This is a genomic window from Hymenobacter siberiensis (assembly GCF_018967865.2).
Lineage (GTDB): Bacteria > Bacteroidota > Bacteroidia > Cytophagales > Hymenobacteraceae > Hymenobacter > Hymenobacter siberiensis.
Genome location: NZ_JAHLZY020000001.1, coordinates 2,076,138 through 2,090,318 on the forward strand (window position 1 = coordinate 2,076,138; position 14,181 = coordinate 2,090,318).

A 14,181-nucleotide genomic window follows, 5' to 3' on the forward strand; every position below is an offset into this window, starting at 1 on the left:
GGTGTTTTTTGATTTGTAGACTTGAACATCAAACCTACGAAAAAAAACGCAAGCGGCCCCTTCGCCGTTCCCTCCGGCTACCTTTGCGGACGCTTTTCTCCTGATTTCTTTCGGGCTTTTTTACTCCTTATATATATGTTCGCCCTTGCCATCCACGGCGGTGCCGGTACCATTGCCCGCGCCTCGCTTTCTCCCGCCGATGAACAGCTCTACCGCGCAGCCCTCGAAGCGGCCCTCAGCACCGGCTATGAGCTGCTCCGCGAAGGCGCCGCCGCCCTCGATGCCGTAGAAGCGGCCGTGCGCAGCCTCGAAGACTGCCCCCTGTTCAACGCCGGGCGCGGGGCCGTGTTCACCCACGACGGCCACCACGAAATGGACGCCGCCCTCATGAGCGGCCACAACAAGCTGGCCGGAGCCGTGGCCGGCGTGCGCCAGGTACAAAACCCCATCCGGGCCGCCCGCCTCGTGATGGAGCACACCGAGCACGTACTGCTAAGCTACCCCGGCGCCGACGAGCTGGCCCGCGAGCACGGCCTGCCACTGCAACCGGTGGAGTATTTCTTCACCCAAAAGCGCTTCGACCAGCTCCAGGATGCCATTGCCTCGGGCAAAATGCAGCTAGACCACGCCGCCGACCCAAACTGGAAAAAGGGCACCGTAGGAGCCGTGGCCCGCGACCAGCATGGCCACTTGGCCGCTGCCACCAGCACCGGCGGCATGACCAACAAGCGCTACTCCCGCATCGGCGACACGCCGCTCATCGGAGCCGGCACCTGGGCCGATGCCCGCTGCGCCATCAGCTGCACCGGTAACGGGGAGTATTTTATCCGGGCCGTGGCGGCTTACGATATAGCTTGTTTAATGGAATACAAGGAATTATCTCTGGAAGAGGCGGCCCGTATCGTGGTGCAGGACAAGCTGGCCCCCGTGGGTGGCGAAGGCGGGCTGATTGCCGTGGACGCGGCCGGGAATATCACCCTGCCTTTCAATTCGGAAGGTATGTACCGCGCCAGCCGCGTGGAGGGCGGCAAAGCGCAGGTGGCTATCTATAAGGAGTAGCCCGAGTGCTGGGAGCATAAAAAGAACGTCATGCTTCGGCTGCGCTCAGCATGACGTTCTTTTTTCTGAGAGAATAATCTTACCAGCTGTAATGCACCAGCGGTCGAATCCGCTCGTTGTAGATATCCCGCACGGCCTGTATCTGCTCCGGCGATAGCGCGAGCAGGTCGGCGGCTTGCAGGTTCGAGAGAATCTGTTCGGGGCGGGAAGCGCCGGGGATAACGCAGCTCACTTCCTCGAACATCAGAATCCAGCGCAGGGCCTGGGCGGCGAGGGGCATTTGAGGCCCGAAAACACGTTTCAATTCTTCCACGGCAGCCAGGCCGGTTTCGTAATCCACGCCGGCGAAGGTTTCGCCTTTGTCGAAGGCCTCGCCGTGTCGGTTGAAATTGCGGTGGTCGTCGGCCGCGAAATGGGTTTGCGGCGAAAACTTGCCGGTGAGCAGGCCGCTGGCCAGGGGCACCCGCACAATCAGACCAATGTTGCGCCGGGCAGCTTCTTTGAACAGCAGCTCCGGCGGCCGCTGGCGGAACAGGTTGAAAATCAACTGCACCGTAGTCACGTTGGGAAATTCGATGGCTTTCAGGCCTTCTTCCACTTTCTCGATGCTCACGCCAAGGTGTCGGATTTTGCCTTCCTCGCGCAGACGGTCAAACTCCCCAAAAATCTCGGGGCGGTAGTACACCTCGGTGGGCGGGCAATGTAATTGGATTAAGTCGATGGTTTCCAGCTGCATGTTGCGCAGGCTGTCTTCCACAAACCGGCGGAGCACGGCGGGCTGGTAGGCCTCGGCCGTGTGGGGCTGCAGGCGCCGGCCGCACTTCGTGGCCACAAAAATGCGCTCGGAGCGGGAGCGGACCAGCCGGCCCACAGCTTTTTCGCTCTCGCCGTCGCCGTACACATCGGCCGTGTCGATGAAGTTGATGCCGGCATCGACGGCAGCATTAAGGATTTTATCGGCGTTGGCGTGGCTGAATGGGTCGCCCCACTTGCCGCCCACCTGCCAGGTGCCCAGGCTGATTTCAGAAACGGAAAATTCGGTTTTACCAAGCTTGCGGTAGTTCATATACGGTTGATGTTGGGTTGAGAGGAAGTGGTGAATTCGGCTTCGCGAAGTGATAATAGCTAAACCTGCGTACGGCAAAAGTGCTGCAACGGGAACAAAAAAGCCCGCTCATTTACATAATGAGCGGGCTTCCTTTAGTAAAATACCGTCAGGTTTTATTTGCCGGGCGAAACATCAATGGCCACGCTTGGGGTTATGACAGGGGCCAATACGTCTTTGCTGGGATAGAATTTCCGCTCCCGCATGTCGTATACATTGCCCTTGGCTAGGATGTGCATGGTCACGTTTTCGATGGAAAGCACCGTGCCTTTTTTGGCGGCGGCGGCGTTGTTGTGCTGGATATTATGGCCGTCGAGGATGATAACGAGGTTAGAGCCAATGGTTTCGACCAGATTGCCTTGGGTGATGAGCACGCCGGTGTCCTCGCCCAGTCCAATGCCGATGAGCTTGGGGTGCAGCGCTACCGCCTCGATGAGCCGGCCAAAGCGGCCGCGCTTCACAAAGTGTGAGTCGATGATGGCGGCGGGTAGCAGACTCAGGCCAACGCCCATTTTCACGGCTCCTTTCAGCAGGGCATCGGGCACCGAGCCGCCCCGAATCATGGAATGCGACATGGCCACGGCCCCGGCACTGGTGCCGGCAATCACGAAATTCGGCTCGGCGTAGTAGCGCTGCGTCATGCGGTCGAGAAAGTCGGTTTCGCCGAACATCTCCCGCAGGCGCGACTGGTTGCCGCCCGAAAACATGACCACATCGGCGGCCATCAGGCGCTCCAGAAACTCGGGCTGGCGGGCATCTTCGGGCGTGCGAATGTCCATGATGCCGACGTTCAGGCAGTTAAGCATGGCGAAGGAGCCGATATAAATCGGGCCTACTTCCTCCGGAATCATGGAGGCGGTGGTGATGACTTCGATGCGCGGGTCGATTTTGCCGCTTTCGAGCACAATCCGCTTTAGGATGCCCAACTCGAAAAAGTTGAGGTAATACTTGCGGCGGGTTCGAGGGTTGGGGTACGTGCCCTTGTCCTCGTTGCCGCCCACGGCGATGAGTTTGCCTAGCGGGATGATGGTTTTCAACGGATGGGGGATATAACGGAGTGATGCAAAAACGAAAATACTTGGCGGCAGCCGGGCCGGGGCTGAACCCGGGGCAAAGTTCGGGCCGGATGGGAATTAATCACGCGCGGGCCGGGCGGCGAGTAAAGAATCAAGCGTACTGGTCGTCACGGAATGGTAGTTCGGCCGTGCTTCGGCGTAGATGGCGCGGGCCCGCGCCAGTCCGTCGGGCGTAGCCAGCAGGGCCTGGTAGAGCGGCACCACAAATTTGCGACGGCCCACGTGAAGTAGAAATTTTTTCACCGCTCCATCGGCCGCCGCGTAGCCGGCCCGGATGGTGTGCGGAAACCAGGCGGCCAGAATTTCGGCATTACCGGAAGTGGTGAAGTGGAAGGAATCATCGAGTGCCGCCAGCTGCTCAGCCGCCAGGGTCGGGGAGAGACCGTGCAGAAAATGAACCCACTCGTGGCTGCCCCATTCGGTAGCGAGTGGGAGCAGAGCCGTCGGCGCGGTGCCCGCCTGCAGGCCGGCCAGCGCCTGGTCGACCTCGGCGAAACGGCGGGAAGTTGGTGTCGGCGCGTTGGGTGGGAGGCCGGGGCCATCGACCCAGGCGGCCAGGTTCAGGCGGGCTTCGAGGCCGGTCTCCCGGTCCAGTAGTTCGGCGCGGAGGTAGTGCAGGAAGGTGGCCGTGTCCATCGCCTGAAAACTGAAGCGGGCGAAGTACTCCTTAATAAAGGCATCGAGCCGGGGCCGGCTGATGAGCGACTCCAATGTCAGGAGCAGGGCGCAGCCTTTCTCGTAGGCAATCTCAGTGAGGCCTTCGTCGGGGTCGCGGCCGGCCAGGGCCAAGTGCAAATGGGTGTCGGGGCTGGCCGCACCAATTTCTTCAATGGTATGATGCAGCGCGGTGCGGCCCAGCACCTGGAGCATGTCGGCATATTCGCGCCCATACAAATGTTCCATGATGCGGCGCTCGAAATACACCGTAAACCCTTCATTCAGCCAGAAATCATTCCACGTTCCATTTGTAACCAGGTTGCCCGACCAGGAGTGGGCCAGCTCGTGCGCCACCAAGCTGGTCAGGCTGCGGTCGCCGGCCAGAATGGTTGGTGTTACAAATGTTAACCGAGGGTTTTCCATGCCGCCGAAGGGGAAGGAGGGAGGCAGCACCAGCAAATCGTAGCGCTCCCAGCGGTAGGGGCCGTACAGCTGCTCGGCGGCGGCCACCATGTTCTCCAGGTCGGCAAATTCGTGGGTTGCTGCCGGTAGCGTAGCCGGCTCGGCGTAGATGCCCGTGCGGTTGCTGAGCGGGGCAAAAGCCAGGTCGCCCACGGCCAGCGCCATGAGGTAGGCCGGAATGGGCTGGGCCATGCGGAAGTGGTACTCGCCGCTCGGGTCCAGCGCCTGCGGGTTCTCGGCGCTCATCAGGGCCAGCAGATGCGCGGGCACGTGCACTGTGGCCTCGTAGGTAAAGCGGATGCCCGGCGAGTCCTGGCACGGCAGCCAGGTGCGCGCCAGAATGGCCTGCGACTGCGTGAAGAGGAACGGCTCGGTGCCGGCCGTTTGCTCCGGGGCCAGCCACTGCAAGGCTGCCGCGTGCGGAGCCGTGCGGTAGCGAATGTGCACAGCCGTAGCGGTGGGCGGCAGTGCCACGCGCAGGGCCTGGCCCAGTATAGCATCGGGCGGGCCCAGCGTGAATGCGGTGGGCGTAGCCCGTCCGGTGGCATCAAGGGTTTCCACGGCTTCGATGCTCAGGTCGCGGGTGTCGAGCACAAGCTCGGTTGCCGCCCCGGGATTGGCGAGGTGCCAGGTGACGGTGCCAGCCAGCGTATGCTGGTCGAAGTCGACGGCCAGGGCCAGGGCGAGGTGGCGCACCCGCACGGGGCTGTCGCCGGCGTAGCTGTGCGGGTCGGCGGGCAGGGTGGCGGCGGTGGGGTCGAAAGCAGAAGGAGTCATATAGGGAAGCGAAGAGGAGGGAAGCGAAGAGGTTACCGAAAATGCGTAGGTGGGCCCAGCGGGTTGCGCCGCGCCGGCCCGTATTAAAGTGCCGGTCCGAAATAACAGCCAGCCCGGCGGTTTGGCCCCGGTGGAAGGAATAGTGTGTGCCAGCGAGCGAGCGCCGGAAGCCTACTATACCCCGTTAAATACGGCTGTTTGAGCCAGCCCGATAATGGGAGCATTTTTTTTGCGCTGGATTTGGTACGATTCCGGCCCTGTGGCAACACGCTGTGGCCCGCAATGGCGTACTTTGCAACCGGACTGCCTGCGGGTGGCCCGGTGCAACCCCGCCAGCAGCTTGGCAGTACAACGCACATTCCCCGGTCCCGGCCAGGGCTACTTTCCGCCCGCTTTATTCCCTTTAATGAATTTTATTCTCCGAACTACTTCCCTGCTGTGGCTGCTCCTGTTGGCAGCCCTCGGCAGCACTACCTTTGCTTCCTGCGGCTCCGATTCGCAGACCCAGACCGCCGGTCAAACGGCGACCGACTCGTCGGAGGTTACCACCGTGGCCGGCCCCCAGCTGCTGCTCGACAGTATGGCGTTTATCAAGGCCTTCCAGGCCGAACCCAAATTCACGGCGCAGCTGCTTCCGGCGCGCCGCTTCTACCGGGAAAGGGGCTTCAGGCTAGGCTGGTTTAAGGACCACAAACCCGTAGAACGGGTGAAGACCTTGCAGGACATCATTGCTAAAGCTGGCAATGAGGGGCTAAACCCTAAAGACTACCAGATTAAGGACATATCCCAGATGCTGGCTGAGCTGGAAAAGGTTCAGAGCGACTCCGTGCGCCGCAATACGCTGGAGCGCCAGGCAGATATTGCCCTGACAGGCACGTACATGAAATGGGCCAACGACTACTATCGGGGCATCGCCAATCCGCACGATAAGAAGGACACTTCGTGGATGGTCAAACCCAATAAAATCAAGCTTAATAAGGCGCTGTTCACCTTCCTGGGCGAGCGCAAAAGCCGTTACAACTACTACGAGTTTGCCCCCCTGCACCCCGAGTACGACCAGTTGAAACAGGCCCTTGCCACTTACCGGGCCCAGGAGCGGGCCGGTGGCTGGCCCACCCTGCCCGCCACCCTCAACCTGAAGCCCGGAGCCGCCTCGCCGGCGGTAGCTGCCCTGCGCAAGCGCCTGCTCGATAGCGTTGGCGGGGCCGATGCCAGTACGCCCGCGCCCGCTGCTGCCAAGCTTGGAGCCCCGGCTGTTGCAGCTCCCAATGCCCAGGTTTACGACCCCGAATTGGTGCAGGCCGTTAAGTTATTTCAGCAGGATGCTGGCTTGAAGCCAACCGGCATTGTCAGCGGTGAGACGCTAAAGCAGCTTAACGTTCCCATTGGCTCGCGTATCGACCAGCTCATTTTGAACATGGAGCGCTGGCGCTGGCTGCCCAAAAAGTTCGAGCCGGACTACCTGCTCGTGAATATTCCGGAGTACACGCTGCACGTAATCGAAGCCGACAAGGAGGTGTTCAATATGCGCGTCATCGTGGGTAAGGTGCTGCACGAAACGCCGGTGTTCAGCGATAAAATGGAATATGTAGTGCTGGCTCCTTACTGGAACGTGCCGTTCAGCATCATCGCAAATGAGCTGCGCAGCAAGCTGGTGGCCAACCCCAACTACCTTGACCGCCTCGATATGGAGGTGGTGAAGGGCTATGGCCGTAAGGCGACCGCCGTCAACCCGGCCTCCGTGGACTGGGCCAACGTGACGCAGTCGACATTCAAATACACGCTGCGCCGCCGTCCTGGTCCCAAGAATGACCTGGGTGACGTGAAGTTTATCTTCCCCAACTCGAACGATATTTACCTGCACGACACGCCCCACGACGAGCTGTTTTCGCAGAGCAACCGCAGCTTCAGCCACGGCTGCGTGCGGGTTTCCGAGCCCATTAAACTGGCCACCTACCTGCTGCGCAATCGGCCCGAATGGGACCAGGCCACCATCCTGGATACCATTGCCAAGCACCGCGAAAAGTATATTACGCTGAAGAAAAAGTTGCCCGTTTACCTGGTCTATTTCACGGCCTGGGCTGATGCCGCCGGCCATCCTCACTTCCGCGACGACATCTACGGGCTGGACAAAAAGCTCGCCCGCGAGTACTTCGACTAGCCCCAATCCTATCCGTGCCCCTGCTCCCGGGCCAGCGGCAAAGACTACTGAAAAGGCCCGGCAACCGAGAGGTTGCCGGGCCTTTTTTCGCACCTGTATTCGGATAAGCCATGCGAAAGCCAGGGCTTAATTCGGGCTGAAAAAGATGCGCTACCGCTTGGTATTGGTACTAGCGGAACTCTGGTAAAAGGGAAGATTTGCCGAGCACGTAGCCCCGGACGGGAAGCAAAATTACGCGTGTCTGGCCGCGCCAAAAACAGGGAAAAGGAGTACTCCATGGCTGATTACATTTGTTTGAAAGTGTGCTAAAGGAGTATGCACTGCATGCTATTAACAGATGTAAACACATAGGACTTAGCTGTATTGATACAATTGTAATCTGCACAGTATAAGTAATAATATCCGCCCTCTTGATTCTAAGCGCTACATTTGTAACCAAAATACCAACTATGGTTGAGCGCATCAGAGAAATACTAGAAAGCCGACAGCTCACGCCCACGCAGTTTGCAGACCTTATTGGCGTGGCCCGGCCTATTGTCAGCCACATTCTCTCGGGCCGCAACAAGCCTAGTCTGGAAGTCGTCCAACGCATTCTGGCCGCTATGCCCGATTTGGCCATGCCGTGGCTGCTGAACGGTGCCGGACCCATGCTGGCCCCAGCGGCCGCCATGCCTGCGATGTCGCCGGAGGCCGCCAGTGGGGCGGCTGCCCCAACTACCCCCAGCCCAGTGTCCGTAGTGGACGATGAGCGCGCTCAAGCCCCTGTGTTGGCTACTGTGGAGGCGCCCCAAGCTCCTGAATTAAGTGCTCAAATGGTTGGTAGTAAGTTGTTAAATACTGCGGCCCTTCCAGTCGCCCCGCTACGTGCCAGTATACCGACTCCGGCCCGTAGCCTGGTTGTAACCAAGCGTTTTATAGCTAGTGCAGCCCCCTTGGATGCATTGCCAACGGCTTCGGATACCAGCCAGGCCCCACCTCCGCCCCCCACTTTAGAAGCGGAGTTGCCGCCGACGATGATGCCGATGCAGGAGGCTATCACTGGCCCTTCCGCCTCCCTGCTCACGCATGTGGTAGAGGTACCGGCTACGGCTGCTCCATTCCAGCCGCTGCCGGCCCCTGCTACGCCGGGCGATGCTCTGGCTTCGGCGCTGTTTGCGGGCGGCGACAAGCCCATCCGCCGGATTGTGATTTTCTACCGCGACGGCTCCTTTGCCGATTATCAACCCGAGTAATTTGCGGGTTGAGCGGCCGTGATATTTGCTGCTATGCCACTCCCTTGTCAGGTGACTGTTGTCAGACCATGGCCGGGTATGAAGCGGCAATCTGCCAGCCTTAGTCTGGCGTATATCATAGAGAATGTATGCTGGTACAGCCGTTTCACGCATGCTGCGTAACGGTGCAGATTCCGGGATTTGGCTCACTCTTCCCAACCTGGCGCTACTGTCAAAGCCCCGCCTGTATCTTGATTTCAGGCTTCCCTTTATAGAGCTGTAATACTGCTGCCTGTATAAAAAATATTCAACTTGTCAGGTCTTTTAGTGAGGCTTTTAGCAGCTTCCCGTGGTATCGTTCCAATGTCGTGATGCCCTATGAATATAACGATATTATATTGCACCAAATGCTAATTTTTGTGGTCTGACTTCGTGTTGTCTATATGGAAGCTATTTGAGTTCATAAAACGTTTTTTTTCAATGATTTGCATTAAGCTAACGAAAGTGCTGGTTTGGTTTAATATACGAGGTTGCCACGGCTTTGGCTTGTAGTTGATACGCTTGATAATCCCAGCTATTTGAGTAGTAAAATATCGGGTGTTACACTAGCATTAGCTGTCTGCTGCTAACGAATTTGACATGTCAGGCAGCTTAAGCAACGTTGTTAAATGCTATGAGTGTTTTTGTGGCAGTACAAGGGCTACTAACATAATGAGCCCGGTTTTGAGACCATTGGCTTGTCATTGCAGGCCAACACATCAGTCGATTCATGTTCTTTTAAAGGCTTGGGGCTAGGTCAGATGCAACGGGGGAATCTTGCTAGGCATCAGGGCTGAAAAATGCTTGTATTGTCAATTGTAAATGACCGTAAATAAGTGTGTGCGGCTTTGCTGGCGTGGCCTTATGGCGGCGCGATAATGGCATTCGGCGCTGTGATGATTGCGCGCTTGCTTGTCTGGTCGGGTTGTTCGTTTGGCGGCCGTTGGCTACCTTCGTAGCATGAAACTGACCCGCACGAATCTTTGGTTGGCCGCCGCCGCGGCAATGCTCCTGACGGCCTCTTGCGCCCAGGCCCCCGATGCCGCTGAGGCTGAGAAAGACCCTTCCGCTGATGCCGCCTACAAGCGTGGCCACCGCGCCGAAGGCTACCGCGAAGCTCAACGCTCCAACGTGACCCGCAACTAAGGCCAGCGGCTGGCTTAGCAGCCGCGCCTGATAAAACACAGAAAAAGCCCCCGCCAGATTTTTGGCGGGGGCTTTTTCTGTGTCGTCAGCTTTTGTCCATCGGGGCCGGGTGGCCCGACCGGCTTAGTAAACGGCAACCAGTACCGGTGTGGGTACCGGCGCAGCGTCGAAGTTCGGCAGGGTGATGCCGGCCAGCAGGTCGCGCTCCAGCAGGTCGGCCCAGGTGCGGAGGTAGAGCACTACATCGTCGCGCTGGTTGTGGCGCAGGGTGTCGCGGCGCTCGAAAGGAATGGCGGCCCGGATGGTGGCGTCCGAGATGCGTTCGAGGTGCGTGAGGTCGGAGCGGGTGAAGCCGAGGGCCAGCATCTCGTCAATGGTCTGGTCGATGGGCAGGCCGCTGGTGGGGCAATAGTCGATAATCTGACGCTCCCAGTCGCCGTAGCGCTGCATGGCGCGGGCGTGGATTTCGGCTTTGGTCAGCTGTGTAATGGTCTGGGCGAGGTGGCCGCAGTTGCAGCTGCCCATGTGGCCCCACTGGTAGGGGGCCTGGGTGGCGAGGCGCTGGGCCGTGTCGCGCAGGGCCTGAATGACGGGAAGCGTAGGCTGAGCCATAAAGAAGCAAAAAGTTAGTTGCGAAGCAGCAAGTAATCTGCCCTAAAAAGCAGCAGGCCCCGGAAAAAGTTTTCCGGGGCCTGCTGCTTTTTGATAAATCGGTTGTCAATAAAAAAGGTTGTCATGCTGAGCGCAGCCGAAGCATCTCTACCGCAATGGTAAGTCCAATCAAAAGGATTAGAACAAACTCAAGGTCCGTGTACACGATATAGAGACGCAATAGTTGGAGTTTCGTCGTTGCTGATGTTGTTATAACTGCGCAGGTTTGTGCGGTCCCGGTCGTTCAACGACGAGACGCAAATGTTGCGTCTCTACATCGTGTACGTAGACTCCGAAACATCTCTAGTTACGCGGTAGAGATGCTTCGGCTGCGCTCAGCATGACTCCTTTCCGACTGCTCTGGCTAAAAGTGTTTAGAACGAGCCGCGGCGGGTGCCACCGGCATCGCCGCGACGACGGCCGCCCTGGTCACCGCCTTCGCGGCTACCGCCCACGTTCACGCGGGCCCCGCCGCTGCCGAAGCGACGCGCGGTATCGGACTGGCCACCGCCGGCTGGCGCGGCCGGCCGGCTGCGCTCGCCGCTCGGGCGACCACCGCCCTGACCGCCGCTGGGACGCCCGCCGCCCTGGCCACCGCCCGAACGACCGCCGCCACCCTGGCCACCCTCGCGGGGACCACGGGCCGGACGACCAGCCGGGCCCTTAGGCCGGATGATGCGCTCGTTGCCGTGCAGCATCACGGGTTTGATGCGGCCCGATACGAACGGATGCACGGCTTCCACGTCAATCTGGCGGCTGATGAGCTTCTGGATATCCTGCAGGTAGGCGCGCTCCTCGTCTTCCACGAAGGAGAAGGCGGTGCCGAACGCGCCGGCCCGGCCGGTGCGGCCGATGCGGTGCACGTAGGTTTCGGGCTCGTTAGGAATTTCGTAGTTAATAACGTGGGTCAGCTCGTCCACGTCGATGCCGCGGGCAGCGATGTCGGTAGCAACCAGCACGCGGGTGCTGCCGGCTTTGAAGTTCGAGAGGGCGCGCTGCCGGTGGTTCTGGCTTTTGTTGCCGTGGATGGCTTCGGCCTGAATCTGGTTGGCGGCCAGGGCTTTCACAACCTTATCGGCGCCGTGCTTGGTGCGGGTGAACACGAGTACGCGCTTGATGGCTTTGTCCTCCAGAATGTGGCGGAGCAGGGCGGGCTTGTCGTTGTTCTCCACCAGATACACCGATTGGGTCACGGTATCGGCGGTGCTGCTGACGGGCGTGACGGCTACGCGCACCGGGTTGGGGCGCAGGATGGTGCTGGCGAGCTCCTGAATCTGGCCGGGCATGGTGGCCGAGAAGAACAGGGTCTGGCGCTTGGCGGGCAGCTTGGGCAGAATGCGCTTAATGTCGTTGATGAAGCCCATGTCGAGCATGCGGTCGGCTTCGTCAAGCACAAACACTTCTACCTGGCGCAGGTCCACGAAGCCCTGGTTCATGAGGTCGAGCAGGCGGCCGGGGGTGGCAATAAGCACCTCCACGCCGCGCTTGAGCTGCGCAACCTGCGAGCCCTGGCTCACGCCACCGAAAATAACGGTGTGGCGAATCTGGCTCAGGTGGCGGCCGTAGGCGCCGAAGCTTTCGTTAATCTGGATGGCCAGCTCGCGGGTTGGCGTGAGCACGAGGCAGCGGATGGCACCCCGCGCTTGGCTGGCCACCTGGGCCGTGCGGTGCAGTACCTGCAGGATGGGCACGGTGAAGGCCGCCGTTTTGCCGGTGCCGGTCTGGGCCACGCCGAGCAGGTCTTTGCCTTCGAGCACGTGGGGAATGGCCTGCTCCTGGATAGGAGTAGGGGTGGTGTAGCCTTCTTCTTTGAGGGCTTTGAGGATGGGGTCAATTAAATTTAACTCGTCAAACGTCATGTTGAGGGGAAATTGGGCGCACTGGAATCAAACCTTTCGGTTCGTCATGCTGAGCGTAGCCGAAGCATCTCGCGTGGGGTAGTAATCCTTTTCTTACGATTGAATCACGGCCCCGAGCGAGATGCTTCGACTGCGCTCAGCATGACGGACTGGTAAAAGCAGGCCCATTGTGCTGAAGTAAAATATTGGTGGACAGTCGTCCACGGAATGAGTGGTTGAGCCTGTGGCGTAGCACAGGCGGGCATGGCCACGCCGGACGAGGCCAAGCGTGGGCGGGGTTGGCGGCTCGTCGGAGGCCGTCAGATTCCCTGTCTGAAGAGAAGTTGGGGTGAGGTGCGCTTACTTGCGGAGGCAGCCGAGGCGCGGGGCTTTGCCCGACGCGGCCGGGCAGCGGGCTGCTCCGACGGCGGCCCTGGTGGGCACAAAGGTACAACACAGATGCGCGAATGCCCGTCTGAGCTACTGCCGGACCAGCGGCCTGGCCCGGGAAGGGCCCGCCAGCCCCTCCGGGTAGTGGGCTCCGCGGCCGGTTTTCATCGTTCCACAGCTCGTCCTTCAACTTCCGGCCGGGCCAATACCCTTACCCGCATTCATGCTACTGCCCGCCGAAAAATCCGCGCTACCCACCCGCCTGACCACCGTTCTCTTCGATTTGGATGATACCTTATTCGACCATATTGCCACGGCGCGGGCGTCGCTGCGGGCCAGTGCCGCCCCGCTGGCCTTCTTTCAAGCCATTGATTTCGAAGGATTCTACCAGCTCTACAGTGAGCTGCTGGAAGAATACCACGCCCTGCTGATGGCCGGCCGCTACTCCTATGAGGAGGCGCGGCGCCTGCGGTTTGAGCGGCTGCTAGCCCCGTACTGGCCCCGGGCCACTGCCGCCGAAATCGACCAGTTTGTGCAGGCCAACCAGGTGCATTATCCCCGGCTGCGCCAGCCCATGGCCGGGGCGCTGGCCCTGCTACAAGCCTTGAAACCGCACTACCGCATTGGGATAGTGACCAACAACCGCACAGCGGAACAGGAAGAAAAGCTCCGCTTTTTGGGAATGACGGGCCTGGTGGATGCCCTTATCACCTCCGAAGACGTGGGTGTGCCCAAGCCCAGCCCCCGCATTTTTGAGGTGGCCCTGCAGCGCCTGTCGGCCCGGCCCGAGGAAACCGTATTGGTGGGCGACAACTGGCAGGCCGACGTGCTGGGCGCGCTGGCCATGAGCATCCGGCCAGTGTGGCTCAACCGGTTGGGGACCGCACGGCCCCTGCCTCACATAGCCGAAATCACCAGCTTCGAGCCCCTGGCCGATGCCCTGCGCATTATTGTTGCCCCTAGCTAGGGAGTGCCAGGGTCGATTTCTTGTTCCGCTGCCCGTTCTTTGACCGCACCAACATTCACCTTTCCCTTCCGCCACCATGCAGATTATCGAGCGTACCCGCGTTTTCAACGGCCACTACAAAGTCAACCAGCTCTTGGTGCAGGACGGCGACGCGCAGCTCAAGCGCGAGCAGTTTGCGCCCGGCAAGGCCGTGGCCGCGCTGGTCTACGACACGGCCCGGCAGGTGTACGTGCTCACCCGCCAGTTCCGCATCGGCCCGGAAGCCGAGATTCTGGAAATAGCCGCCGGCATGATTGACCAGGGAGAAGCCCCCGAAACGGCCGTGCGCCGCGAGATTCACGAGGAGCTGGGCTACGAGGTAGACAAGCTGGAAGAGATAGTGTGCATCTGGCCCTCGCCGGGCACCAGCTCCGAGGAAATCACCGTGTACTACGCCGAGGTGAGCCGCCGCACCGGCGAAGGCGGCGGGCTGGCCGAGGAAAACGAGCGCATCGAAATGGTGGAGCTGAGCTGGGAAGCGCTGGTAGCCGAGCCGCTAAGGGATGCGAAGACGGTGATTGCCGTGCAATGGGTGAGGTTGCGGGGGTAAGCGTAGGGCCACTGCTTGTTGGGCCTGTTTCGTGGGGAAGCTTACGGTCGGCC

Annotated in this window: 11 protein-coding genes and 1 pseudogene; 7 read left to right on the forward strand and 5 right to left on the reverse strand. The window is 60.1% G+C overall.

Features of this window, described 5'->3' with window-relative positions; all coding sequences use genetic code 11:
* Positions 1-135 precede the first annotated feature (135 nt).
* A complete protein-coding gene (locus tag KQ659_RS09195; RefSeq protein WP_216689064.1) occupies positions 136-1,059 on the forward strand; it encodes an isoaspartyl peptidase/L-asparaginase family protein in 924 nt (307 codons plus the stop codon).
* A gap of 79 nt (positions 1,060-1,138) precedes the next feature.
* On the opposite strand, the gene KQ659_RS09200 is transcribed toward KQ659_RS09195, so the two are convergent.
* From KQ659_RS09200 to KQ659_RS09210, 3 genes are all read right to left on the reverse strand, one after another.
* Entirely contained in the window at positions 1,139-2,125 is a 987-nt protein-coding gene (locus tag KQ659_RS09200) for an aldo/keto reductase (protein WP_216689063.1), read from the reverse strand.
* A gap of 155 nt (positions 2,126-2,280) precedes the next feature.
* Positions 2,281-3,201 carry a cyanophycinase gene (locus tag KQ659_RS09205; RefSeq protein WP_216689062.1) on the reverse strand — a complete coding sequence of 307 codons (921 nt, stop codon included), beginning with the start codon at positions 3,199-3,201 and terminating at the stop codon, positions 2,281-2,283.
* A 96-nt stretch (positions 3,202-3,297) separates the two neighbouring features.
* Positions 3,298-5,136, reverse strand: a complete 1,839-nt coding sequence (locus KQ659_RS09210; protein WP_216689061.1) for a M1 family metallopeptidase — start codon at positions 5,134-5,136, stop codon at positions 3,298-3,300.
* Positions 5,137-5,542: 406 nt separating this feature from the next.
* Here KQ659_RS09210 and KQ659_RS09215 point away from each other — a divergent pair, with 406 nt between their 5' ends.
* The 4 genes and pseudogenes from KQ659_RS09215 to KQ659_RS09230 all read left to right on the forward strand — a co-directional run bounded on the left by KQ659_RS09215 (position 5,543) and on the right by KQ659_RS09230 (position 9,693).
* Complete coding sequence (locus KQ659_RS09215) at positions 5,543-7,297, forward strand: L,D-transpeptidase family protein (protein WP_216689060.1); 1,755 nt, start codon at positions 5,543-5,545, stop codon at positions 7,295-7,297.
* A gap of 449 nt (positions 7,298-7,746) precedes the next feature.
* Positions 7,747-7,890: pseudogene (locus KQ659_RS22100) on the forward strand (helix-turn-helix transcriptional regulator); the annotation flags it as partial.
* Positions 7,891-8,319: 429 nt separating this feature from the next.
* Positions 8,320-8,529 carry a hypothetical protein gene (locus KQ659_RS09225; RefSeq protein ID WP_226930147.1) on the forward strand — a complete coding sequence of 70 codons (210 nt, stop codon included), beginning with the start codon at positions 8,320-8,322 and terminating at the stop codon, positions 8,527-8,529.
* A 978-nt stretch (positions 8,530-9,507) separates the two neighbouring features.
* Positions 9,508-9,693 (forward strand): hypothetical protein, encoded by a 186-nt coding sequence (locus tag KQ659_RS09230; protein WP_216689058.1) that lies wholly within the window; start codon positions 9,508-9,510, stop codon positions 9,691-9,693.
* A 123-nt stretch (positions 9,694-9,816) separates the two neighbouring features.
* Here KQ659_RS09230 and KQ659_RS09235 read toward each other — a convergent pair whose 3' ends face one another.
* Positions 9,817-10,305 carry a hypothetical protein gene (locus tag KQ659_RS09235; protein WP_216689057.1) on the reverse strand — a complete coding sequence of 163 codons (489 nt, stop codon included), beginning with the start codon at positions 10,303-10,305 and terminating at the stop codon, positions 9,817-9,819.
* A gap of 413 nt (positions 10,306-10,718) precedes the next feature.
* Positions 10,719-12,203, reverse strand: coding sequence for a DEAD/DEAH box helicase (locus tag KQ659_RS09240; protein WP_216689056.1), 1,485 nt, complete (start codon positions 12,201-12,203; stop codon positions 10,719-10,721).
* A 592-nt stretch (positions 12,204-12,795) separates the two neighbouring features.
* On the opposite strand from KQ659_RS09240, the gene KQ659_RS09245 reads away from it, so the two are divergent.
* A complete protein-coding gene (locus KQ659_RS09245; RefSeq protein ID WP_216689055.1) occupies positions 12,796-13,539 on the forward strand; it encodes an HAD family hydrolase in 744 nt (247 codons plus the stop codon).
* Between the two features lie 76 nt (positions 13,540-13,615).
* Positions 13,616-14,128, forward strand: a complete 513-nt coding sequence (locus tag KQ659_RS09250) for an NUDIX domain-containing protein (RefSeq protein ID WP_216689054.1) — start codon at positions 13,616-13,618, stop codon at positions 14,126-14,128.
* Positions 14,129-14,181: the final 53 nt, after the last annotated feature.

Bases quoted from the DNA above. Each gene is read 5' to 3' on its own strand.
- KQ659_RS09250 (WP_216689054.1), top strand. From the start codon at position 13,616: ATGCAGATTATCGAGCGTACCCGCGTTTTCAACGGCCACTACAAAGTC.
- KQ659_RS09245 (WP_216689055.1), top strand. From the start codon at position 12,796: ATGCTACTGCCCGCCGAAAAATCCGCGCTACCCACCCGCCTGACCACC.
- KQ659_RS09225 (WP_226930147.1), top strand. From the start codon at position 8,320: ATGCAGGAGGCTATCACTGGCCCTTCCGCCTCCCTGCTCACGCATGTG.
- KQ659_RS09240 (WP_216689056.1), bottom strand. From the start codon at position 12,203: ATGACGTTTGACGAGTTAAATTTAATTGACCCCATCCTCAAAGCCCTC.
- KQ659_RS09215 (WP_216689060.1), top strand. From the start codon at position 5,543: ATGAATTTTATTCTCCGAACTACTTCCCTGCTGTGGCTGCTCCTGTTG.
- KQ659_RS09230 (WP_216689058.1), top strand. From the start codon at position 9,508: ATGAAACTGACCCGCACGAATCTTTGGTTGGCCGCCGCCGCGGCAATG.
- KQ659_RS09195 (WP_216689064.1), top strand. From the start codon at position 136: ATGTTCGCCCTTGCCATCCACGGCGGTGCCGGTACCATTGCCCGCGCC.
- KQ659_RS09210 (WP_216689061.1), bottom strand. From the start codon at position 5,136: ATGACTCCTTCTGCTTTCGACCCCACCGCCGCCACCCTGCCCGCCGAC.
- KQ659_RS09200 (WP_216689063.1), bottom strand. From the start codon at position 2,125: ATGAACTACCGCAAGCTTGGTAAAACCGAATTTTCCGTTTCTGAAATC.
- KQ659_RS09235 (WP_216689057.1), bottom strand. From the start codon at position 10,305: ATGGCTCAGCCTACGCTTCCCGTCATTCAGGCCCTGCGCGACACGGCC.